Genomic DNA, 21,463 nt, shown 5'->3' with positions numbered 1-21,463 from the left:
GGTCGCGGCCTTGATTTCGGCATCATGACCGAAAACCTGCGGGACTGCTAGCGGGTGTTTGCTGTGGGGTGAGCCTGGAATAGGGGGCTTGCACTGCGCAAATATTTAGTTCAGCATACGGTGTATGACAGAGAGCAATGACCCATTACGTGTCAATGCGCGCTTCGATCGTGTGGCCGAAGAGCGCTTGCGCTATATCGTGGAGCACACTGGGATGAACGTGAGCGATGTGTTGAAAGAATCGGTGGCGCAGCTGTATGCGCGCTTGCGTGCCGAGCACGCCGCCCCGTTTGAGGCGGCACAAGCATTGGGGCTGGTGGGTGGGTTTGCGGGTGGTGATCCCAATGCTTCGGAAAACGTGAAGCAGGTGGTGGCTGAGGCGCTGCGCAGCAAACTGTCCAAGCCCGCATGATTCTTGCAGATACGGGTTATTGGGTAGCGTTGTTCGATCGCGATGACCACCACCATGCGCGTGCGGTGGAAGTTTCGCGCGGGTTACATGAGCAGCTGGCCGTGACATGGCCAGTGCTCACTGAAACCGTCTATTTTTTGGGTGCGCGTTATGGCAGCGCTGCAGTGCAGCGCTTTCTTGAATTAGGCGAGCGCGGCGGCTACCAACTGCACCCGCTAGATGAGCACGATTTGCCGCGGCTGCGCGCCTTGATTAAAAAATACGCCGACCTGCCGATGGATCTAGCCGCTGCCTCGCTGGTGTTGCTTGCTGAGCGCACTGGCGAGGGGCGTATTTTTTCCACCGATCAGCGCGACTTTCGCACGTATCGGTTTAAGCAGCACAAGCCGTTTCGCAACTTGCTTTTAGGTTAAGTTGCCGCGTTCTGCGCCATGAATTCATGTGCAAAGCGCGGCAGGATACCGCCTGCAACATAGGTGGCAACGTCATCATCGCTATCTAGGCGGCAAGTCACGGGAACGCTGACCTGCGCGCCGTTAGTGCGTTCGATGATCAGCGTCAGCGTGCCGCCCGGCGTGGGTGTGCCTTCTACGCTGAAGGTTTCGCTGCCGTCGATACCCAGCGTGAGGCGGGTGGTGCCGGGCTGGAATTGCAGCGGCAGCACGCCCATGCCCACTAGATTCTGCCGGTGGATGCGCTCGAAACCTTCGGCGGCAATGGCTTCCACGCCCGCCAGCCGCACGCCCTTGGCCGCCCAGTCGCGGCTGCTGCCCTGGCCGTAGTCGGCACCCGCAATAATGATCAGCGGCTGGCCGCGCTGCATGTAGGTTTCAATCGCCTCCCACATGCGCATGACCTGGCCTTCGGGTTCCACCCGCGCCAGCGAGCCTTGCTTCACCTCGCCGGTTTCGTTGCGCACCATTTCGTTGAGCAATTTGGGGTTGGCGAAGGTGGCGCGCTGCGCGGTCAGATGGTCGCCGCGGTGGGTGGCGTAGGAATTGAAGTCCTCTTCCGGCAGGCCCATCTTGGCGAGGTATTCGCCCGCGGCGCTGCTGGCGAGGATGGCGTTGCTTGGCGAGAGGTGGTCGGTGGTGATGTTATCGCCCAGCACGGCCAGTGTGCGCAGGTGCTTCAGTGTGCGCGCACCGGCTAATGCGCCTTCCCAATACGGTGGGTTGCGGATGTAGGTGCTCATCGCGCGCCAGTCATACAGCGGCTTGGCTTTGCCCTTGGCGCGCGCGGCAAACATCGGCTCGTAGATGCGGCGGAACTGTTCCGGTTTAACGCTAGCGCTTACCACGGCATCAATTTCTTCATCCGTTGGCCAGATATCTTTTAGGCGCACCTCAATGCCTTCGGCATCCACGCCCAGCACGTCTTTTTCGATATCAAAACGCACCGTGCCGGCGATGGCGTAGGCAATGACCAGCGGCGGTGAGGCCAGGAAGGCCTGCTTGGCATAGGGATGGATGCGGCCATCGAAGTTGCGATTGCCGGACAGCACCGCCGTCACGTACAGGTCGCGTTCGACCACTTCTTTCTGGATCACCGGATCCAGCGCGCCGCTCATGCCGTTGCAGGTGGTGCAGGCGAAGCCGACGATGCCAAAGCCCAGTTGTTCGAGCTCGCTCAGTAGGTTCGCTTCTTTCAGATACAACTCCACTGCTTTGGAGCCCGGGGCGAGTGAGGTCTTCACCCATGGTTTGCGGGTAAGGCCGCGGGCATTGGCATTGCGTGCTAACAGCGCGGCGGCAATCACGTTGCGTGGGTTGGACGTGTTGGTGCAGCTGGTGATGGCGGCGATGATCACCGCGCCATCCGGGATCAGGCCTTGCGCTTCTTCCTGATGCGCCGCGTCTAGCTTGGCGGCATCGGCAATGCCGCGATCAACCAGCGCACTGACCGGCAGGCGGCGGTGTGGGTTGGAAGGCCCGGCAAGGTTGCGCACCACGCTGGCAAGGTCAAAGTGCAAGCTGCGCTCGAACTGTGCGTTCGCCAAATCATCAGCCCAGAAGCCGCAGTGCTTGGCGTAGGTCTCCACCAGCGCCACTTGCGCCTCGTCGCGGCCGGTCAGGCGCAGGTAATCCAAAGTGTTGCCGTCGATGGCGAACATCGCCGCGGTGGCGCCGTATTCCGGGGCCATATTGGAAATGGTGGCACGGTCGCCGATGGTGAGTGCGGCAGCACCCTCGCCACGGAACTCCAGATACGCGCCGACCACTTTTTGCTGGCGCAAAAACTCGGTGAGCGCCAGCACCACGTCGGTAGCGGTGATGCCGGGTGCGGGCCTGCCGGAGAGTTCCACCGCGACGATATCGGGCAGGCGCATCCACGAGGGGTTGCCTAGCATCACGCTCTCGGCTTCCAGCCCGCCCACACCCACGGCAATCACGCCCAGAGAATCAACATGCGGGGTGTGCGAATCGGTGCCCACACAAGTGTCGGGGAAGGCCACACCCTTATGGGTGTAAATCACCGGCGACATCTTCTCCAAATTGATCTGGTGCATGATCCCGTTGCCCGCTGGGATTACGTCCACATTGTCGAAAGCTAGTCGTGTCCACTCGATGAAATCAAAGCGGTCGGCGTTGCGACGGTCTTCAATGGCGCGGTTTTTATGGAAGGCGTCTTTGTCGAAGCCGGGGGCTTCCACCGCCAGCGAGTGGTCCACGATCAGCTGCACCGGCACCACCGGGTTGACCTGTGCCGGGTCGCCGCCCGCCTTGGCCACCGCTTCGCGCAAACCGGCGAGATCAACGAGCGCGGTTTGGCCGAGGATGTCGTGACAGACCACGCGCGCCGGGAACCAAGGGAAGTCGAGATCGCGGCGGCGTTCGATCAACTGGGTCAGATAATCGTTGATGCGCTCCGGGTCGCCTTTGCGCACGATATTTTCCGCATGCACCCGCGCGGTGTACGGCAGGCCCGCCCACGCCCCCGGCTTAAGCGCCTCCACCGCCTCGCGGGCGTCGAAAAAGTCGAAAGCGGTGCCGGGTAGCGGCTTGCGGAAGGCAGTATTCATGGCGAAAAGTGCGGTGGAAAAGGCCTATTGTCGCCTATTGGGGATGTGCGCGCCGCTGCAGCTGTGACGAGCCCCGTACAATATGCCGCTTATGTTTGTCTCTGCTGCCATCCCCGCCGACCAACTACGCCTGTCCGTCGCCCCGATGATGGATTGGACGGACAGCCACTGCCGCGTGTTCCACCGCCTGTTGGCGCCGCATGCGCGGCTGTACAGCGAGATGGTGCACGCCAATGCGGTGGTGCTGGGGGACCGCGCGCGGTTGCTGGCGATGGATCCTTGCGAGCACCCGGTGGCGTTGCAACTAGGCGGCAGCGAGCCGGCACTGCTGGCGCAGGCGGCGCGGATTGGCGCGGAGTGGGGTTATGACGAGATCAACCTCAACTGCGGCTGCCCATCCGACCGCGTACAGGCCGGGCGCTTCGGTGCTTGCCTGATGCGCGAACCGGCGCTGGTGGCCGAATCGGTGGCGGCGATGATCGCGGCCTGCAAGGTGCCGGTGACGGTGAAGTGTCGGCTGGGGGTTGATGATGACCACGAATGGGAGCGCTTCATCGCCTTCATCGACACGATTGCCGAGGCCGGTTGCCGGATGTTCGTGGTGCACGCGCGCAATGCGTGGTTGAAAGGGCTGTCGCCGAAGGAAAATCGCGAGGTGCCGCCGCTGCGCTACGACTGGGCGTATCGCTTGAAGCGCGAGCGACCGGCGTTGCAGGTGATCGTCAATGGCGGCATTGCCGATGCGGTGGAAGCTAGCGCACATCTTGAACATGTCGAAGGCGCGATGCTGGGGCGCGCGGCGTATCACACGCCGTACCTGCTGCATCAGTTAGACGTGGCGTGGTGGGGCGGTGAGCTGCGCAGTCGCGCCGAATTGCTGCGCATGTATCGCCCGTATGTGGAGGCGCAGCTGGGTAAGGGCGTGTACCTGAAACACATCACCCGTCACCTGCTGGGGCTGTTTTCTGGCCAGCCTGGCGGGCGTGCATTTCGGCAGGTGTTAAGTGAAGGCGCACATCAGCCGGGCGCGGATTGGGCTTTGATCGAACACGCACTCTCTCTCACCGAACGCGAGTACTGACCCCTATGATCACCCGTGATATCGAAGCGTTTACTTCTGTTTTTCAACAAACGGCTACCGACTTTGGCCCTGCCACCGCGCGCGCCGCATTCCTAATTGCGCCCGATGGGTTTCAGCTGGCCGAACAGTCGGCGCAGGACAATACCTATATGGCCGCAGCGACGGCCTTTGATGCGCAGCGCGCCTCGCAGCAACACCGTAATTTGCATCGCGCGCTGTCGCAGGTGGTGCCCACTATTTGTTTTGCCGGGCGCGAAAATACGCCGGACGCATTGTTTCCCAATAACGTCTTTGGCACTGCAGCAGGCCGCTACATCGTGGGGCGGATGCGCCATGAAGTGCGCCAGCGCGAAGCCGAGCGCACCGACATCAAAAATTTCTTCGCTCAGGTGCTGGGCTATGAAGAAGCGCAACTCTCCACGCAAGCGCACCCCTGCGAGCTCACCGGCTCATTGGTGATCGACCGCGCACGTGGGGTGGGCTATTGCGGCCTGTCCGAGCGTTGCGATGAAGAAGGGGCGCGGTTGATGCACCAAGCCTTCGGCCTGCGCGCTACGTTGATGTTCGATCTTGCGCCCAGCGAGTACCACACCAACGTAATCTTGGCGGTGTTGGCGGGGCGCGCCGTGGTGGCCTGTCCGGAAGGGTTTGCCAACCCGCAGGTAGCTGAAAGCATCGCCGCTCTGTACGCGCCGCACGCGGTACTGTGCAATGCGGCCGAGCACGCGGCGTTTGTGGGCAATTGCATTGCCGTAAGCGACAGTGTGGTTTGGATGAGCGCAACTGCGTCGGGCGCGCTGCAGCCTAAGCATCGCAACACGCTAGAGCAGGCGGGGTTTCAAGTGGCCAGCGTGGAGCTCGACGCCATTGAAGCGGCGGGCGGCTCATTGCGTTGCTGCGTGGGTGAAATTTTTTAAGGCGGGGTTTGGCGTGAAGCTGAACGAAGCGGTATGCTGTTCAGGAAACTTCAGGAGGGGTTCACGCCGTGTTTCTAAGAATGCAAGTGTCGTTTTTGAAGTGCCTTGTTCTGCCATGCTGAAAGTCTTACACGTTCGCTCAAAACTGTTTGCTTTTATTCTTCCGGCCGCATTGCTATCGGCACCGGCGTTGGCGCAGCAACAACCGCCGCCGCCACCGCCACAGCAACGGGAGGCACCACCGCCACGAATGGCGGGAAGCCTGTCGGATTCTGTGCGCCGCGCCGAGCGTAATACGCGTGGTGAAGTGCTCTCGGCCGAACGCGTGCAGTACGACGGCCGTGACATGCACCGGGTGAAAGTGGTGGATAACAACGGCCGAGTGCGTGTGTTTATGCAAGACCCGGCGCGCGGTGCACCAAGGCCGCCACAACGCGATAACGACGACTGAGTGCGCGGGAGCGCGTACTCGCCCTTCTACCGCCATCCAAGGAGTGACCATGCGTATCTTGCTCGTTGAAGACGAAGCCCCACTGCGTGAAACCCTCGCCGCGCGCTTGAAGCGCGAAGGCTATGCAGTCGATGCCGCACAAGACGGTGAGGAAGGTCTCTATATGGGCCGCGAAGTGCCGTTTGATGTCGGCATTATCGATTTAGGCTTGCCCAAGATGAGCGGCATGGAGCTGATCCGCGCGTTGCGCGAAGACGGCAAAAAATTTCCGGTCTTGATCCTTACTGCGCGTTCGAGCTGGCAAGACAAAGTCGATGGCTTGAAGCAGGGTGCTGACGATTACTTGGTCAAGCCATTCCATGTGGAAGAGCTACTGGCACGCATCAACGCACTGGTGCGGCGCGCCGCAGGATGGAGCAAGCCCACCCTAGAATGCGGTCCAGTGATGCTGGATCTGGCCGCGCAAACGGTGAGCGTGAGCGGCAGCAATGTTGATCTCACCAGCTACGAATACAAAGTGCTGGAATACCTGATGATGCATGCCGGCGAATTGGTCTCCAAGGCCGACCTCACCGAGCACATCTACCAACAGGATTTCGACCGCGATTCCAACGTGCTGGAAGTCTTCATCGGCCGTCTGCGCAAGAAGCTGGACCCGGATGGCGAGCTAAAACCAATCGAAACCGTGCGCGGGCGCGGCTATCGCTTTGCCATCGCACGCAGCGGCGACTGATCCTTCGCCCATTGATTGGCCATGACCCCGGCTGAGCCCAACGCCGAAGCCCCGGTTGCGCCGCGTGACCGGCGGCTGCGCTTTGGCCAGCCGCGTTCGCTGCGTTCGCGGCAGATGTGGGCGGCCAGCTTGGGCCTTGTGGCGTTTCTTGCGCTGGCCGGCCTAGCGCTGGATCGTGCGTTCCAAAGCACCGCGCAAAGTGGGATGCGTGAGCGTTTGCACAGCTTTGCGCTGGCCTATGCCAATAGCGATTTCGATCGCGAAGGCAACGTGATTCCGCCTTGGGATCCACCAGATCCGCGCTTCAAGCGGCCCGGTAGTGGCCTGTATGCGCAGATCGTGATGGAGCATAGCCGCTGGGATTCCGAATCGACCCAAGGCCCAGACCTGCCCATTGGCAAAATGCTGGAGCCGGGGCAGCAGGTGTTTGAAGGCCCGCTCAAGATTCGCCAGATTAGCGGCGCGGAAGGTCAGGCCTACCGCTTTGGCTACGGCCTGATGCTCAGCGAAGACGAGCACGAAGTGCCTTACACCGTTTATGTTTTGCAAGACAGCACCGCATTGGGGCGGCAGGTCGCCGCATTCCGCGCCGCGCTGTGGCGCTATTTGGGCGGTGCGGGCGTGGTGTTGCTGCTGCTGCAAATGTTCATTCTGCGCTGGAGCTTGCGTCCGCTGGGCGTGGTGATCGACGAGCTCAAGCGCGTGCAGACCGGCACCGCTGCGGGCATGAGCGAAGCGCACCCGCGCGAGCTCGAGCCGCTCACAGAAAGTATCAACGCGTTTATTCAGAGTGAGCGCGAGAATCTCGAACGCCAGCGCAATACGCTGGCTGATCTTGCGCATAGTTTGAAAACGCCGCTGGCCGTGCTGCGCTCGCGCCTCGATAGCGATACCGGCGAGGCCGAACTACGCGAAGAAGTGGATGCGCAGCTGCGCCGTATGAACGATCTGGTGTCCTACCAACTGGCGCGCGCCGCGCGCTCCGGGCATCAGCTGTTTGCCGCACCGATCGAGATCGAGCCGCAGGCCGAACAAATCGTGGTGGGGCTGGAGAAGGTGTATTCCAGCAAAGGCGTGCTGTGCGAATTTGAAATCGCCGCGCAGGCGCGTTTCCACGGTGAAACCGGCGACCTGCAAGAGCTTTTAGGCAACCTGTTAGAAAACGCGTTCAAATGGGCCAAGTCGCGGGTGCTATTGACTGTGGCCGAAGGCGAGCAGGTGATCGGCCGCCGTGCCGGGGTCAGTATTACTGTGGAAGACGATGGCCCTGGCATTGCCGACGAGCGCATCGCTTATGTGCTGCAACGTGGTGTGCGCGGCGATGAGCGCGTGCAAGGCCACGGCATCGGCATGTCGATCGTGCAGGACATCATCAAAAGCTACCGCGGCGAACTGCACGTGGGGCATTCGCAGGAACTGGGTGGTGCGAAGTTTGAAGTGACCCTACCCGGCGGGTTTTAGCGGAACATTCCTGGTAGGAAGCTGTGGAAGCGTGCGGGTAGCGTGCGACTATCGCCTGCAGTATGCGCCGGGGCGCTGCTGGTACTGGCTTTGGGCTTTGGCGTGGCACGCTGGGTGGAATGCATTGATGCCACCGCACCGTCGATATCGGCATCGTCGAAACGATCGTTTTGTGTGGCGTTTGCGGCTTCTGGCTGCGGCGCACTTTCGTTAGACGTGTTGTGCCGCACTTCAGCAGCACTCGCGTGCCCAAAGGCAGCGGCGAGGGCAAGGCAGAGCAACAACTGACGCGTCGAAAGAGGGCGCATAGGGGGTCACCAAACCGGAAATGAAGCCCGCGGCGCGCGCTTCGTCCCCCGACTATAGCAGTGAATTTGGGCGAAAGGTGCTGCGCCGCAGCAGGTAAAAAGATGAATGCGCAGGCACACTGGGGCGTATGGAAACAACCCCAATACTTGCCCCTGCCTCGCCCCCTTTAACCGCCGCCACGCTGCGGCGTGCATTGATTGCCGGGATCGATCGGGTCATTGCCGCTCGCGACGAGCTCAACAGGATCAATGTATTTCCCGTACCCGATGGCGATACCGGCAGCAATCTGGCTTCAACATTAGGGTCTTTGCTACACGGCGCGCGCGGTAACTCCGGCGCGATCATGGCGCAGTTTTTAATGGGCGCGGGTGAGCAGGCGCAGGCGCTGCCGATATTGGATGTCAACGCGTTGGCGGTCGCCGTTCGACGTGGCGCAGACAGCGCCCGCGCCGCCTTGGCCAAGCCGGTGGAAGGCACAATATTGAGCGTCATTACGGCTTTTGCGGCGCAGCTTGAGGCCGAAGCACAACACGGCGCCACCTCCCTGCGTGAAGCCTTTTCGGCAGCACTACAGCGCGCGCGGGTTTGTGGATTGGCTCGAGGGAATGGCCGAGTATTTGGAACGTGGCGTGGGTGCGCTGCGTCGGCGTACTACCGCGGCGACGCAAGCTGGCGAAACGCTCACGCATATGCATCAAGACGTGGACCCGACACGGCGCTATTGCACAGAGTGTTTGATCAGCGGAGACGATATCCCGCGGCAAATTTTGCGCGACCACCTACTAGCGCTAGGTGTGGATTCACTAGTGGTGGCGGGAAGCGCCAGCCGCGTGCGCGTGCATGGCCATATCGGCCAGCCGCAGCAGCTATTCGATGCCTGCGCCGAGCTGGGCCAGGTGGATGCGATGAAGGCCGACGATATGGTGCTGCAACAGCGCAGCGCAGAGTGCCCAGCGCAGGTGGCGGTGATCACCGATAGCGCGTCCGATTTGCCAGCGGAACTTGCAGAGCGCTTTGGCATACACGTAGTGCCGGTGCGGGTCAGTTTGGACGAACGCGATTATCTGGAACGGCTGGGGCTTACCGCAGCGGAGTTTTATCGGCGCATGGCGCAAAGTGCCAAACTGCCGCAGACCAGCCAGCCGCCGCCAGGTGATTTTCGGCGCGTGTTCGAGCATGTGCTTGGGTATCAGCCTGCGGGCGTATATGTGGGCTTGTCGCGGCCGCTGTCTGGCACGCTGCAATCGGGAGAAAGCGCAGCACGTGGGCAGCGCAAACCCATGTTGTGCGTGGACAGTGGCCATGTCACGGTGGGGCAGGCGCTGCTGGCGTGGCGGGCGGGTGAATTGGCGCAGGCAGGTGCCGATGCGGAAGCGATCGCGGCAGAGCTCGAGAGGTTACGGCCGCTGACCCATACCCTGGCCATGGCGCGCGATATTTCGCACGCCGTGCGGGGCGGGCGCATTCCGCGCTGGGCCGCGCCATTGGTGCGCACGCAGGGCGCGGCACATTGGTGGTAGGGCTGCAGCCCTCGCCGTGCGATTGACCCAAGTGGCTTATCGCCTTTTTCTGAGCCAAGTATGATGCCACCTATGAATGTGCTTCTGCTTCCAATCGCGACACTGCTCACGGCGTATCTGCTCGGCTCGGTTTCCGGCAGCCTGCTGCTTGGGCGTTGGCGCGGTGTCGATGTGCGCACACAGGGGAGCGGAAACGCGGGCGGCACCAATGCGTTTCGCACGCAGGGGCTGAGCTTTGCGCTGGGTGTGGTGGTGATTGATATCGGCAAGGGCGCACTGGCCGCATGGCTGGCGCTGCGCTGGGTGCCAGGTTGGGCACTTGCCGCCGCCGCGCTTGCGGTAGTGGGGCACGTATGGCCGCTATGGCATGGGTTTCGCGGTGGTAAGGGCGCCGCAACGGCGGTGGGTGGGCTGCTGATACTGTGGCCGTTGGCGGTGCTGCCGCTGCTGGCGGTGTGGCTGTTTACCCTCACGCTCACCGGTTATGTGGGGCTGGCAACCGTGCTGGCGGCGCTTGCGCTTCCGCTGTGGGCGCTGGTGACGCAAGCCGATCTTGCGCACACCGTATTCGCAGTGGGTATTGCGCTATACCTTGTGTTCACCCATCGCTCGAATTTGCAGCGGCTGCGGCAAGGCTGTGAATCGCGTTTTGAAAAAGCGCGGCTGTGGCATCGCTGGTCTTCTCGATCATGAGCCAAAAAGAGTATGAGCGCGCGCTGCTGCAGCGGCTTGCGGCTGGCCCGGTAAACGGCGATGCGTTGGCGCAGGAAGAAGGTTTAACCCGCGCGGCGGTATGGAAGCGGATTGAACAGTTGCGGCAGGCCGGGGTTGCAATCGAGGCTGTTGCCGGGCGCGGCTATCGTTTGGCGCAGTCGTTAGATCTATTGAATGTCTCCGCGATTCAAGCGCAGTTGTCAGCGCCAGCGGGCGCACAAATAGCGTCCTTGGATGTGCTGTGGTCGGTTGACTCCACCAATAGCGAACTACTGCGGCGCGCGGTTCCGTCGCGCGGCTGCGCGGTGCTACTTGCCGAACGGCAAACCGCAGGGCGCGGGCGGCGTGGGCGCAACTGGGTATCGCCGCTGGCGGCGCATCTTTATCTTTCATTGGCGCGTAGTTTTGACGGCGGCTTGGCGCGCTTAGGTGGGTTGAGTTTGGCGATAGGCGTTGCCGCTTGCGAAGCGCTGCGCGCACTGGGTGTGGATCGGGCGCAACTGAAATGGCCCAATGATTTGGTGGTCGTCAGCGCAGACGGGCTTAGTAAATTGGGTGGATTGTTGATTGAAGGCGGTGGTGAAATCGCGGGCAATAGCCGCGCAGTGATTGGGCTTGGGCTCAATGTGGCGATGCCGCCAAACGCAGCCGAAGACATCGACCAAGCGTGGAGTGAGTTGGCCGCGCTACTGCCTGCGCCACGTTCGCGCAATGCACTGGTCGCAACACTGCTTGATCATGCCGTCCCGGCGCTTGACCTCTTCGACCAGCAAGGGCTTGCGCCGTTTCTGCCGCGCTATGCGGTCTTAGATGCGCTGGCCGGGCGCATGCTCGATGTGCACGCCGCCAGCGGCGTATGGCAGGCGCAGGCGCTTGGGATTGCCGAAGATGGCGCGCTGCGGGTGCGCGATAGTGAAGGCGTCGAACGACTGGTGCACGCGGGGGATATCAGCGTGCGCTGTGCAAAAAATGAAAAGGCGGCGCGATGACGACCTGGCTATTTGACCTTGGCAATACGCGCCTCAAGTGCGCGCCGTTATTAGATGGTGAACGGCTGGGCGCAGTGCAGGCCATGGCCCACGACAACGCCGAAGCGTGGCTGCGTGTACTGCCCGAAGGCGAGGTGGCCTGCGTGGCGAGCGTGGCCTCGGAGGCGCGCAGGGTGGCGCTTTTCGATGCGCTGAGCGCACGCTTTCAGCGGGTTCATCGTGTGCGCACCGAGTGCACATTGGGGGCGTTGCAGATTGCGTATGCAAACCCCGAACATCTCGGAGTGGATCGCTTTTTGGCGATGCTGGGTGCGTGCGGCCAAGGAGCGACACTCTGGGTGGGCGTAGGTACGGCGCTGACCATTGATCTAGTGGATATCAGTGGCATGCACCGCGGTGGGCGCATCGCGCCATCACCACAGCTCATGCGTGAAAGCCTGCACCAACGCGCCGCGCAGTTGCCGGAAACGGGAGGGTGCTACGCTGAATTTGCCGACGATACCGACCACGCGCTGGCGTCGGGCTGCGAGGGGGCTGCACTCGCCTTGATAGAACGCAGCTTGCAGGCCGCGACGGCGCTGCTGGGCAGCACTCCACAGCTGGTGCTGCATGGCGGTGGGGCGGAGTCTCTGCGCCCGCATCTGGCTGAGCATCGTTGGGTGCCGGATGCCGTATTGCACGGGTTAGTGCATTGGCATGCGCTGCGGATGGCATAAACTGACGCGATGCTAGTGCGCTCAGCCATCGTCATATTGCTTGCACTCAACCTCGGCGCTGCGGGGTGGTGGGTGTTTCAGCCAACACACGCGCCGCGCCAAGACGCGTTGCACGCCCCCACGTTGCGCCTACTTAGCGAGCCGCCATTAGAGAAAAGCACGGTTGCAGCAGAGGTCGATGTACCTGTGGATGAGTCGGAGCCGACACTGGAACCGGAACCGGAACCGGAACCGGCGCAACCACCAACACCAGGGCCAGCACCTGAAGCCCCCCCCGTAGCCGCTATTTGCTTGCGTTTTGGCCCGTTTAGTGAAGAACGTGCGCGCGCCTCCGTTCGCCAAGCCCTGCTCGCCGCAGACAGCCGCGTCAATGCCCACGGCACGCCCGCGGTTGCCGCGCGGAGTTGGAAGGTGTTTTTACCTGCACAAGCCTCACGCGAGGCGGCGCTAGCACAGGCCGAGCGCTTGAAGACCGCAGGCGTGCAGGATTTGTTCGTCATGAATAATGGCGCTGAAGCCAACAGCATTGCGCTTGGGCGGTTTAGCAGCGAGGCAGGCGCGCGCCGCCGCTTGGCCGAACTGAAAGGTAAAGGATTTACTGCACAGCTTGAGCCGATTGGCGGCAGCGCCGCGCAGCTTTGGCTAGATGCGCGCCTCGCCCAGCCGGATGCGCGTGATTCACTGGCCAAACTGGCCCCGGCACAGCCGCTCGATTGCAAGCAGATGCGCTGAGTAGAAAAAAACCGCCGCGTCCCTGCTAGAATGGCGCCCTTGCCGCTTTAGCTCAGTTGGTAGAGCAGCTGCCTTGTAAACAGCAGGTCATCCGTTCGATTCGGATAAGCGGCACCAATTTCTACACGTCGTGGGGACTGCCGACGTGGCATAACGATAACAACGCAAGCGCCGGGGGCTTTATGGGTCGTACTTATTCGCCAGTGTCTATCTTTGGCGTTCCTACCGATATTGGCGCATCGCGCCGTGGTGCGTCGATGGGCCCGGAGGCCCTGCGCGTGGCGGGGCTGGTGCAGGCCATCGCGGCACGCGGTGTGGATGTGCGCGATGTGGGCGATGTCCAAGGCCCGCGTAATCCGCAGTCGCCACCGGTGTATGGCTACCGCCACCTGCACGAAGTGGTGGCGTGGAACCGCGCTGTGTTTGACACCAGCACGCGTGAGCTCCGCGATGGGCGGATGCCGATCATGCTGGGCGGTGATCACTGTTTGGCCATTGGCTCCATTGCTGCGGTGGCAGCGCACTGCAAGGCCAAGGGCAAAGACCTGCGCGTGCTGTGGCTGGATGCGCACGCCGATTTCAACACCTCCGATATCACCCCCAGTGGGAATATTCATGGAATGCCGGTGGCTTGCCTTGTTGGTCTTGGCCCTGAGCCATTGACGACGCTGGGAGGCAGCGCGCCGGTATTGCAGGCGCATCAGGTGCGGCAGATTGGTATTCGCTCGGTGGACCCCGACGAGAAGAAGCTGGTCAAGCAGCATGGCCTCGATATCTACGACATGCGCCATATCGATGAAGTAGGCATGCGCCGCACGGTTGAGCAGGCGCTGGAAGGCGTGGATGCCAACACCCATCTGCATGTGAGCTTCGACGTAGACATGCTTGACCCCAGCATCGCGCCGGGTACCGGCACACGCGTGCCGGGAGGAGTGAACTACCGCGAAGCGCAGCTCATTATGGAAATGGTGGCTGATAGCGGCCGCCTTGGCTCGCTAGACTTGGTGGAAGTCAACCCCGCGCTGGATCGCCGCAATATGACCGCGCGGCTCGCCGTAGATTTGGTGGAAAGCCTGTTTGGCAAATCCACCCTAATGCGCGATTAAGCGCGTCTGTTTAACCCAGCTCGCGCAGCCAATCGCGCGGGCGTAGATAGTCGGAGAGCAGCGCTTCGGCGCTGCCGGCAGCAGGTGTATAGCCATACTCCCAGCGTGCCAGCGGCGGCATGCTCATCAAAATGGATTCGGTGCGCCCGCCCGACTGCAGGCCAAAATGCGTGCCACGGTCGAACACGAGATTGAACTCCACATAGCGGCCGCGCCGATACAGCTGGAACTGGCGCTCACGCTCGCCATAGGGCGTGTCTTTGCGACGTTCCACGATCGGCAAATAGGCGTCTAAAAAGCCATTGCCGACGGCTTGTAGATACGCAAACGACTGCGCGAAGTCACCGTGCAAATCATCAAAAAATAGCCCGCCAATACCGCGCGTTTCTTGCCGGTGTTTGAGGTTGAAATACTCGTCGCACCAGCGCTTATGCGCCTCGTAGCGCTCCTGCCCACCAAACGGTTCGCATAGCGTGCGCGCCACTTGGTGCCAGTGCAGCACGTCATCATCAAACGGATAGAACGGGGTCAGGTCGAAGCCGCCGCCAAACCACCACGCCACCGGCTCGCCGTCGCGCAGCGCACGAAAATGCCGCACATTGGCATGGGTGGTGGGCAGGTACGGGTTTTTGGGATGAAACACCAGCGACACGCCCACCGCATGCCACGACGCACCTGCCAACTCTGGCCGCGCGGCCGTGGCCGAAGGCGGCAGGGTGCTGCCGGTGACGTTAGAAAAACCAATACCCGCTTGCTCAAACACCGCGCCGTTGCGTAGCACACGGGTGCGCCCGCCACCGCCTTCGCTGCGCGTCCAGTGATCTTCTTGAAAGGTGGCGCTGCCGTCGGCGGCTTCAATCGCGCTGCAAATACGGTCTTGCAGGCCGGTGAGGTACGCGTGGACAGTGCTGATATCGGGAATGCTATTCATTCGCAAATTGTAGCGATGCGCGCAGGTGGTGTGGGCGTAAATGCTGATATGGATCAAGCGCGGGTAAGAAGAAAAATCGCCAACAGCGCCAACAGCACGCCCAGCGCGTTGATGCGCGATAGGCGCTCACGAAAGGCCAACACACCCACCGCAGTACCCAGTGTCACGACACCTAAATTCATGCTGGCAAACACCAAGGCCGGGTGTTCGGGAAGGGCGCGGTGGGCTTTTAGATAAAACAAGATATTGGAAAAATTGAACAGCCCTAATAGCAGCCCTGCAAGTGCGCTGCGCAAGGTCAGTGGGTTACGTTTTTTCCACACAATGAGGAAGGCCACCAACAGCGCCAGTGAAAACACGGCGGCCAGCGAACTGCCCAGTGGGATGCCCGCCGCTGCAATGCGTTTGAACAACACATCGATCACGCCAAAGCCGAAGAACACCAGCAGCGGCCAGCGCCATTGGGGCTGCGCCTGCGGTGATGTGCGCCACACCATCGCCAGCAGTGCCAACAGCCCCAGCGCGCAGCCCACGAGCTTGAGGGGTGCGGGTGTTTCGCCGAACAGGGTGAACGCGGCGAGGAGTGGGATCAGCAGTGATAGCCGCTGCGCGGCGTCCGAACGCACGATCCCAGCGTGGCGCACCGAGGCCGCCAGCGCCAAAAAGATGGTCGGCAGCAGCACACCCAAGGCGGCGAACACCAGCCACAGCACACCCGCGTGCTGCAGCACGTTGGCGCTGGGCTGCAGGGTAAATAGAGTCAGCGCCGTTGTGGTTACATAATTCCATGCCACCGCTTGATCAATCGCGATATCGGCGCGCTTGGCCAGCTTCAGCAATACCGAAACCAACACGCTGCACAGCGCAGCCACCACCACAAACATCATGCGCAGGCCGCCTTGGTGGCCGCGTGCAGCAGGGCGGCTGGGCGCGCGCTGGTGGCGGTGGCAATGCGGGTAAAGCCCGCTTCGCGTGCCTGCTGCGCCAAGCGTGCGCTGGCGGCCAGCACGAGCACCTGCATCAACGCGGCTGGCGGTGTTTGTTGCAGCAAGGCCTGCAGCGCTTCGCCGCTACTAACGGCCAGCGCAACCTGCTGCGGCTGCTGTAGAAGGGTGTTCAGCTGTGCGCGTTGGTGCGCCGAAAGTTCTACTGTCACCCGTTGGTACACATTGGCGCGAATCACCTCCGCGCCACGTTCGCGCAGCACAGGCTCCAACATGCCGCGCCCGCCGGGGGCGGTAATCAGGCCAACGCGGCGGTGCGCCACGCAGCGTAGCGGCGCCAGTGCGAGCAGCCCCTCGCTGTCCATGCGCGAAGGTGCAAGAGCGCTTACGCCATGCCGCTGGAGTGCGCGGCGCGTGCCTTCGCCCACCGCAATCCAGTGCTGTGTTGTTTGCGCGTGCAGCGGCACAAGCCGAGCGGCTGCGGCGACTGCATTCGGGCTGGTGAAAAGGACGCAATCGGCGGCAAGCGCTTCTTGTAGGGTGTGCAGCGTGTGTGCATCGCAAAGCGGGCGAATGGCCAAGACCGAAACCGCCACAAGCCGCGCCCCGGTACGCGCGGCGGCCTTGCGCAAACTGGCGTGCTGGCCGCGCGGACGCAGCGACAATACGGCCCAGTCTTGAAGCGGAAGAGGTTGATTGCTAACAGGCTGCATGCATACAGCTTGGCATAGTGGGGCGAATGCGTCAGGCTTGACGCATGGACACACCCTCGCTTTCCCCCACCGCGCTGGACGCGCTGAACACCCATTTTGCCGGCATGCCCCCCGTGGCCGCGCTCCAGCCCCGAATCTTGAGCTGGCAGCACGGCTGTTTGCGTCTGTCGGCGCCGCTGGCCGCAAATGTCAACGATAAAGCCTGCGCGTTTGGCGGCAGCTTGGTTTCGCTGATGACCATTTCCGCTTGGGGTCTCGTATCGCTTGAACTTGCGCAAGCAGGCCTGCATGCCGACGTGTTTGTGGCCGATAGCCGCGTGCGCTACCTCAAGCCGGTATTTGAAGACATCGTGGTAGAGGCCACATACGACGATGTGGCCGAGCACGCCGCACTGGCCGATACGCTACGCAAGCAGGGGCGCGCCAGCATTCGTCTGCAGGCAAAGACCGTGCTGACCGATGGCGGCACGGCCGCAACGTTCGTGGGGCGTTACGTGGCCATTGCCAAGAGCTAAGTGCAAACGGTTACGATGAGCGCTGACTCGAATCGGGGAACCCCCATGCGCCAATGGTTATTGCGCTGCCTGTTGTTATTGAGTGTTTTGATGTTGGCAGGCTGCCCGAAGTCGGCCAGCAAAGGCAGCGCGCTGGAAGAAGCGCAGTATTCGTGGTCGGCGGCGATTCGCTGGGGCGATTTCGAGGGTGCGTGGGGCTTGGTGGACCCGGAGCTGCGCAAGCAGCAGCCCATCACCGATTTGGAGCTGTCGCGCTATAAGCAGGTACAAATTTCCACCTATCGCGACGTCGGCGGCACGGTTCTGGGCAATGGTGATGTGGTGCGCGATATTGAGATTGGCGTCATCAATCGCAACACCTTGGCCGAGCGCAGTGTGCGCTACCGCGAGCGCTGGCATTACGACGAAGCTGGGCGTGTTTGGTGGCAGATGAGCGGCATGCCCAACCTCTGGCAGGACGAATAGCCGCGCAAGCCGCTACAATGGCCGCCCTGCATTTTCCGGCCATTGAAACGTGACCATCGCCGAACTGACCGACTTTTTAAGCCGCCACCTGCTGCTTTCGCTTGCGCTGGTGGGCATTACCCTAGCGCTGATCGGCAACGAAATTGCCGGTTTGCTCAGTGGCATCCGCCGCATTGGCCCAGCGCAGCTGGTAGCGCTGATCAACCGCGATGACGCCCTCGTGGTGGATCTGCGCGCCATCAATGACTTCGATAAAGGCCATATCGCGGGCGCGAAAAACGTGCAGATGAGCCAATTCGACCCAGAAAGTAAAAACCTTGCGCCTGCCAAAGCGCTGCCGGTGGTGCTTGTGTGCAATGTCGGCCAAACCGCAACCACGGCGGCCAAGCGCTTGCGTAAAGCCGGGTTTGCCAATGTGTCTGTGCTGGAAGGCGGCATTCGCGCTTGGCAAATGGCCGATCTGCCGCTGGTTAAGGGGCGTTAAGTTTTTTCGAAACCACCTTGTGATTGCGCGTTTGCGCCCCACATCGTTAGAAGTGCCGTATTTCCGGTGCGTTTATTCACACCTTCCTTTCCATTGCACCACCCAAGTTTCTGGAGTGTTCCATGTCCGATGAAAACCTGAACGGCACCGCCGCAGCCGCCGAAGATCAGCCGCAGGGCGCGATGTTCACCGTCGAAAAGCTGTATGTGAAGGATATTTCCTTCGAAGCGCCGAACGCGCCGCAGGTATTCAACGAACAGGGCCAGCCCGATCTGCAAATGAAGCTGAACCAAAAGGTGCAGCGTTTGGGCGAAAACGCCTTCGAAGTTAGCCTCGGCATCACCCTGACCTGCACCATCAACGGCAAAACGGCGTACCTTGCTGAAGTGGAGCAGGCTGGTGTATTTGGCTTGGGCGGCATGGAAGACCATATTCTGGATGCCATGCTCGGCATTCAGTGCCCGAACATTCTGTACCCGTATGCCTCGGCCACCGTGGGCCAACTGATCACCGCAGGCGGCTTCCCGCCGTTCCCGATGCAGCCGATCAATTTTGATGCGCTGTATGCCGAAACCCTGCGTCAGCGCGCTGCGCAAGTTGGGCAAGGTGATGCGTCGCTAGCCGACGCTGAAACCGCTGGCAACGCTTAAGTTTTAGCGGTATGACGCAACAACCGCCCGTATCGGTTGCGGTGCTGGGCGCGGGCTCTTGGGGCACCGCGCTTGCGGCACTCATTGCCCGCCACGGCCACAAAGCAGTGCTGTGGGGGCGTGACGCCGCCACCATCGCCGCGATCGAAGGTCAAGGCGAAAACCCGCGCTACCTGCCGGGCATTGCCCTGCCTGCGGGTTTGCGCGCCACCACCTCGCTGCATGAGGCCTTGGCCGATGCCACGCTGGTGCTGGTGGTAGTGCCTTCGCACGCATTTGCCGAAACCCTGCGCGCGCTGGCACCACTGCGCCCACCGCAGGCCGGTGTGGCGTGGGCCACCAAGGGGTTTGAACCCGGCAGTGGGCGTTTTCTGCATGAAGTAGCTGCCGACGTGCTGGGCGAAGACGTGCCGCTGGCCGTGGTCACCGGCCCGTCGTTTGCCAAAGAGGTGGCCGAAGGGCTGCCCACTGCGCTCACCGTACACGCCGATGACGACGTGTTCTGCAAGCAGGTGGCCGATGTGCTGCACGGCCCGGCGTTTCGTGCCTATACCGGCAACGATATGCGCGGGGCTGAGCTTGGCGGTGCGATGAAAAACGTGCTGGCCGTGGCTACCGGCGTGGCCGATGGCATGGGCCTGGGCCTTAATGCCCGCGCTGGGCTCATCACCCGCGGCCTCAATGAAATGCTGCGGGTCAATATCGCCCTCGGTGGCCGCCCGGAAACACTGATGGGGCTGGCGGGGCTGGGGGATCTCGTGCTGACCTGCACCGGCGATCTGTCGCGTAACCGGCGCTTAGGCCTTGCCCTTGGGCGTGGTTCGAGCATTGCCGATGCGGTACGTGACATTGGCCAAGTAGTGGAATCGCTGCAAACCGCCGATGAAGTGATGCGGCTGGCTGGGATTCACGGCATCGACCTACCCATCGCCGAAGGTGTGCGTGATGTCTTACACGGTACCGTCACCCCAGCCGAAGGGCTGGCGAGATTGATGGCGCGCGAACGCAAGGCCGAATACCCGCAAACGCTGTTCGGTTAATCTGCAAAACCCACATAGCCAAACGCCCGGCACTGCCGGGCGTTTGGTTGTGCTACGTGGGTAAGACTTACCAGCTGAAGCGCGGGCCGATGAACCATTGGGTGTCGCCACCCTTGATCAGGCGCACATTGGCGTCCACGCCCCAGTTCGGGGTGAAGTGGGCGGTGGCACCGAAGCGGCCATAAACGTCGCCATCGATATCATCACCGTCGGCGTAGCCGAGCAGGGCATAACCTTCGATGTTCGAAGCCAACATGCTGCGCACGCCGCCTTCTACGCTGTAGCCGTCCGCGTTGATACCGTGGCCAGCGTCAACCTTCTCATAGGCCGCATTGGCAACGAAGTCGGTACGCGAACCGATCGTCTTGTTATAACCGGCACCGATGGTCCACTGGTCGAAATCTACATTGGTGTTCTTGATGTCTTGGTTGGCATAGCTGCCGAACACGTGGACGTTCGGGTGCACGGCGACCGAGCCGGCCACGCCGTAACCATCAGCAGCCTTGTGGCCGTCAACGCGGGACTGGACATAGCCGCCCTGCACATAGTTGTAGTTGATGCCGTCAGCCGCAGTGGCAGCGAAAGGCAGGGCAGCAGCAAGGGCGAGTGCAATCGTAAAACGCTTCATGGGGATAAACCTCCGTGTGAATGTTGTAATCCGCAGCGTTATGGTTGCTGCGTGGGGCCACTGTCGCCCATGGCGGCGTAACGAAAACTGAATATAGAACTGGCGCGTACAGTAATTGTTCAGAGTTTCGAGCGTGAGGCCGCTTCAAACAAAGCGGCCGCGTGGCTCTGCAGGGTATTGGCGCTAGCCTGAACTGCTCGATGGCCGAGGCAGAATGATAAGTACAAGAATGTTTAATTCGCGAATAAGTGCAGTTTAATTAGCAAATAAGCACGAATAATTCTACAACCCGGGTATGGCCAGACCGGATCGCTCATCGGAAATCGATACTGTGGTCTTGCCCCTCTCCCACGGACACCTGGTTGAGCGATTTACTATCGCATTCAATGGCCGTGGCAGTTGGAAAAAGCGCCTGCCGCGCTAGCCGCCCTTCTTCAAAATAAACACGTTAATTTTGGCTGGCACGCCTAAGCGGGTGCTGAAGCCGTCCCATAGGCCCGCGCCGGGAACGACGTAGAGCGCCATACTGCCTATTTGGTAGCGCCCGCGCACGAAGCCGTCGTTGAATGGCGCAACCAGCCAGCGGTCCATACCCACGATATGCCCGCCGTGGGTGTGGCCGGAGATTTGAAGATCAATTCTTCCTGTGGCGGCGGCTTCACGCGCAAGCTTGGGTTGGTGCGCAATCAAGATGTGAAAGTCGCTGCCTTGGGCCTGCTGCACAACCGCGGGAATATCGGGGGCAATACCGCCGTCGTGGTGCACAGGGCCTTTGCGGTAAAAGGTAGGGTCGCCCACGCCTGAAAGCGCGAGCCGTGCGCCGTTGATGTCAATGTTGACGCTTTGGTTTTCCAGCGTTTTAAGCCCCAGGCTGCGGAAGTGGGTCATCCACGCGTTGTAGTCGCTGTAATACTCGTGGTTGCCCGGTGC

25 protein-coding genes, 1 tRNA gene and 1 pseudogene are annotated in these 21,463 nt (G+C 61.5%); 19 read left to right on the top strand and 8 right to left on the bottom strand.

Annotation, left to right across the window (positions count from 1 at the left end; translation table 11 throughout):
* Positions 1–124 precede the first annotated feature (124 nt).
* Together KUL77_RS02925 and KUL77_RS02920 are read left to right on the top strand one after the other, a co-directional pair.
* Positions 125–412, top strand: coding sequence for a hypothetical protein (locus KUL77_RS02925; RefSeq protein WP_297143393.1), 288 nt, complete (start codon positions 125–127; stop codon positions 410–412).
* Positions 409–825 carry a PIN domain-containing protein gene (locus tag KUL77_RS02920; protein ID WP_297143390.1) on the top strand — a complete coding sequence of 139 codons (417 nt, stop codon included), beginning with the start codon at positions 409–411 and terminating at the stop codon, positions 823–825. The genes KUL77_RS02925 and KUL77_RS02920 overlap by 4 nt, the downstream gene beginning before the upstream one ends.
* On the opposite strand, the gene acnD is transcribed toward KUL77_RS02920, so the two are convergent.
* Entirely contained in the window at positions 822–3,434 is a 2,613-nt protein-coding gene (acnD, locus tag KUL77_RS02915) for a Fe/S-dependent 2-methylisocitrate dehydratase AcnD (RefSeq protein WP_297143387.1), read from the bottom strand. The genes KUL77_RS02920 and acnD overlap by 4 nt on opposite strands.
* An 82-nt stretch (positions 3,435–3,516) precedes the next feature.
* On the opposite strand from acnD, the gene dusA reads away from it, so the two are divergent.
* The 5 genes from dusA (at position 3,517) to KUL77_RS02890 (ending at position 8,077) form a co-directional block, all read left to right on the top strand.
* A complete protein-coding gene (gene dusA, locus KUL77_RS02910; RefSeq protein WP_297143385.1) occupies positions 3,517–4,515 on the top strand; it encodes a tRNA dihydrouridine(20/20a) synthase DusA in 999 nt (332 codons plus the stop codon).
* Positions 4,516–4,520: 5 nt separating this feature from the next.
* Positions 4,521–5,432: an arginine deiminase-related protein gene (locus tag KUL77_RS02905; RefSeq protein ID WP_297143382.1), complete on the top strand. Its 912-nt coding sequence runs from the start codon at positions 4,521–4,523 to the stop codon at positions 5,430–5,432.
* 115 nt (positions 5,433–5,547) lie between these two features.
* Entirely contained in the window at positions 5,548–5,883 is a 336-nt protein-coding gene (locus KUL77_RS02900) for a hypothetical protein (RefSeq protein ID WP_297143380.1), read from the top strand.
* A 49-nt stretch (positions 5,884–5,932) separates the two neighbouring features.
* On the top strand, positions 5,933–6,616 hold the full coding sequence (locus KUL77_RS02895; RefSeq protein ID WP_297143378.1) for a response regulator transcription factor: 684 nt from the start codon (positions 5,933–5,935) through the stop codon (positions 6,614–6,616).
* Positions 6,617–6,715: 99 nt separating this feature from the next.
* A complete protein-coding gene (locus KUL77_RS02890) occupies positions 6,716–8,077 on the top strand; it encodes an ATP-binding protein (protein WP_297143601.1) in 1,362 nt (453 codons plus the stop codon).
* Here KUL77_RS02890 and KUL77_RS02885 read toward each other — a convergent pair.
* On the bottom strand, positions 8,074–8,385 hold the full coding sequence (locus tag KUL77_RS02885) for a hypothetical protein (protein ID WP_297143376.1): 312 nt from the start codon (positions 8,383–8,385) through the stop codon (positions 8,074–8,076). The two genes, KUL77_RS02890 and KUL77_RS02885, sit on opposite strands and share 4 nt — an antisense overlap.
* Before the next feature lie 52 nt (positions 8,386–8,437).
* Positions 8,438–8,878, bottom strand: coding sequence for a hypothetical protein (locus tag KUL77_RS02880; RefSeq protein WP_297143374.1), 441 nt, complete (start codon positions 8,876–8,878; stop codon positions 8,438–8,440).
* A gap of 56 nt (positions 8,879–8,934) precedes the next feature.
* On the opposite strand from KUL77_RS02880, the gene KUL77_RS02875 reads away from it, so the two are divergent.
* The 7 genes from KUL77_RS02875 (at position 8,935) to rocF (ending at position 14,163) form a co-directional block, all read left to right on the top strand.
* A complete protein-coding gene (locus tag KUL77_RS02875) occupies positions 8,935–9,906 on the top strand; it encodes a DegV family protein (protein ID WP_297143371.1) in 972 nt (323 codons plus the stop codon).
* Between the two features lie 72 nt (positions 9,907–9,978).
* The gene (plsY, locus tag KUL77_RS02870; protein ID WP_297143368.1) at positions 9,979–10,599 is read left to right on the top strand and encodes a glycerol-3-phosphate 1-O-acyltransferase PlsY; all 621 of its coding nucleotides are present in this window, start codon (positions 9,979–9,981) and stop codon (positions 10,597–10,599) included.
* Positions 10,596–11,609: a biotin--[acetyl-CoA-carboxylase] ligase gene (locus KUL77_RS02865; protein ID WP_297143365.1), complete on the top strand. Its 1,014-nt coding sequence runs from the start codon at positions 10,596–10,598 to the stop codon at positions 11,607–11,609. Before plsY ends, KUL77_RS02865 begins: the two co-directional genes overlap by 4 nt.
* Positions 11,606–12,325 carry a type III pantothenate kinase gene (locus KUL77_RS02860; RefSeq protein ID WP_297143362.1) on the top strand — a complete coding sequence of 240 codons (720 nt, stop codon included), beginning with the start codon at positions 11,606–11,608 and terminating at the stop codon, positions 12,323–12,325. The genes KUL77_RS02865 and KUL77_RS02860 overlap by 4 nt, the downstream gene beginning before the upstream one ends.
* Positions 12,326–12,334: 9 nt before the next feature.
* Positions 12,335–13,057, top strand: coding sequence for an SPOR domain-containing protein (locus KUL77_RS02855; RefSeq protein ID WP_297143360.1), 723 nt, complete (start codon positions 12,335–12,337; stop codon positions 13,055–13,057).
* A 41-nt stretch (positions 13,058–13,098) separates the two neighbouring features.
* Positions 13,099–13,174: transfer RNA gene (locus KUL77_RS02850), tRNA-Thr, on the top strand.
* Between the two features lie 65 nt (positions 13,175–13,239).
* Positions 13,240–14,163 carry an arginase gene (gene rocF, locus KUL77_RS02845; RefSeq protein WP_297143358.1) on the top strand — a complete coding sequence of 308 codons (924 nt, stop codon included), beginning with the start codon at positions 13,240–13,242 and terminating at the stop codon, positions 14,161–14,163.
* A gap of 10 nt (positions 14,164–14,173) precedes the next feature.
* Here the strand turns inward: rocF and hemF are convergent, their stop codons facing one another.
* Genes hemF through KUL77_RS02830 form a run of 3 tightly spaced genes read right to left on the bottom strand, consistent with a single transcriptional unit; the run spans position 14,174 to position 16,751 of the window.
* Positions 14,174–15,094 (bottom strand): oxygen-dependent coproporphyrinogen oxidase, encoded by a 921-nt coding sequence (gene hemF, locus KUL77_RS02840; protein ID WP_297143355.1) that lies wholly within the window; start codon positions 15,092–15,094, stop codon positions 14,174–14,176.
* Positions 15,095–15,147: 53 nt separating this feature from the next.
* On the bottom strand, positions 15,148–15,981 hold the full coding sequence (locus tag KUL77_RS02835; RefSeq protein WP_297143352.1) for an EamA/RhaT family transporter: 834 nt from the start codon (positions 15,979–15,981) through the stop codon (positions 15,148–15,150).
* Positions 15,978–16,751, bottom strand: a complete 774-nt coding sequence (locus KUL77_RS02830; protein WP_297143350.1) for a uroporphyrinogen-III synthase — start codon at positions 16,749–16,751, stop codon at positions 15,978–15,980. The genes KUL77_RS02835 and KUL77_RS02830 overlap by 4 nt, the downstream gene beginning before the upstream one ends.
* A gap of 44 nt (positions 16,752–16,795) precedes the next feature.
* Between KUL77_RS02830 and KUL77_RS02825 the strand changes: the two genes are divergently transcribed.
* From KUL77_RS02825 to KUL77_RS02805, 5 genes are all read left to right on the top strand, one after another.
* Complete coding sequence (locus tag KUL77_RS02825) at positions 16,796–17,266, top strand: YiiD C-terminal domain-containing protein (RefSeq protein WP_297143348.1); 471 nt, start codon at positions 16,796–16,798, stop codon at positions 17,264–17,266.
* Between the two features lie 45 nt (positions 17,267–17,311).
* Positions 17,312–17,731, top strand: a complete 420-nt coding sequence (locus tag KUL77_RS02820) for a hypothetical protein (RefSeq protein ID WP_297143346.1) — start codon at positions 17,312–17,314, stop codon at positions 17,729–17,731.
* A gap of 49 nt (positions 17,732–17,780) precedes the next feature.
* The gene (locus KUL77_RS02815; RefSeq protein WP_297143343.1) at positions 17,781–18,215 is read left to right on the top strand and encodes a rhodanese-like domain-containing protein; all 435 of its coding nucleotides are present in this window, start codon (positions 17,781–17,783) and stop codon (positions 18,213–18,215) included.
* A gap of 122 nt (positions 18,216–18,337) precedes the next feature.
* Positions 18,338–18,865, top strand: coding sequence for a protein-export chaperone SecB (secB, locus tag KUL77_RS02810; RefSeq protein ID WP_297143341.1), 528 nt, complete (start codon positions 18,338–18,340; stop codon positions 18,863–18,865).
* Positions 18,866–18,876: 11 nt separating this feature from the next.
* Positions 18,877–19,905 (top strand): NAD(P)H-dependent glycerol-3-phosphate dehydrogenase, encoded by a 1,029-nt coding sequence (locus KUL77_RS02805; protein ID WP_297143340.1) that lies wholly within the window; start codon positions 18,877–18,879, stop codon positions 19,903–19,905.
* A 67-nt stretch (positions 19,906–19,972) separates the two neighbouring features.
* Here KUL77_RS02805 and KUL77_RS02800 read toward each other — a convergent pair whose 3' ends face one another.
* Both KUL77_RS02800 and KUL77_RS02795 read right to left on the bottom strand, forming a co-directional pair.
* Positions 19,973–20,533: a diffusible signal factor-reguated Ax21 faimly protein gene (locus tag KUL77_RS02800; RefSeq protein WP_297143337.1), complete on the bottom strand. Its 561-nt coding sequence runs from the start codon at positions 20,531–20,533 to the stop codon at positions 19,973–19,975.
* Positions 20,534–20,953: 420 nt separating this feature from the next.
* Positions 20,954–21,463 (bottom strand): annotated as a pseudogene (locus KUL77_RS02795) (metallophosphoesterase); the annotation flags it as partial.

It is taken from the genome of Thermomonas sp. (assembly GCF_019104945.1).
In the GTDB taxonomy this organism is placed as follows: domain Bacteria; phylum Pseudomonadota; class Gammaproteobacteria; order Xanthomonadales; family Xanthomonadaceae; genus Thermomonas.
Note: the sequence above shows the minus strand (reverse complement) of the source record. Positions and strands in the feature narration are given on the sequence as shown.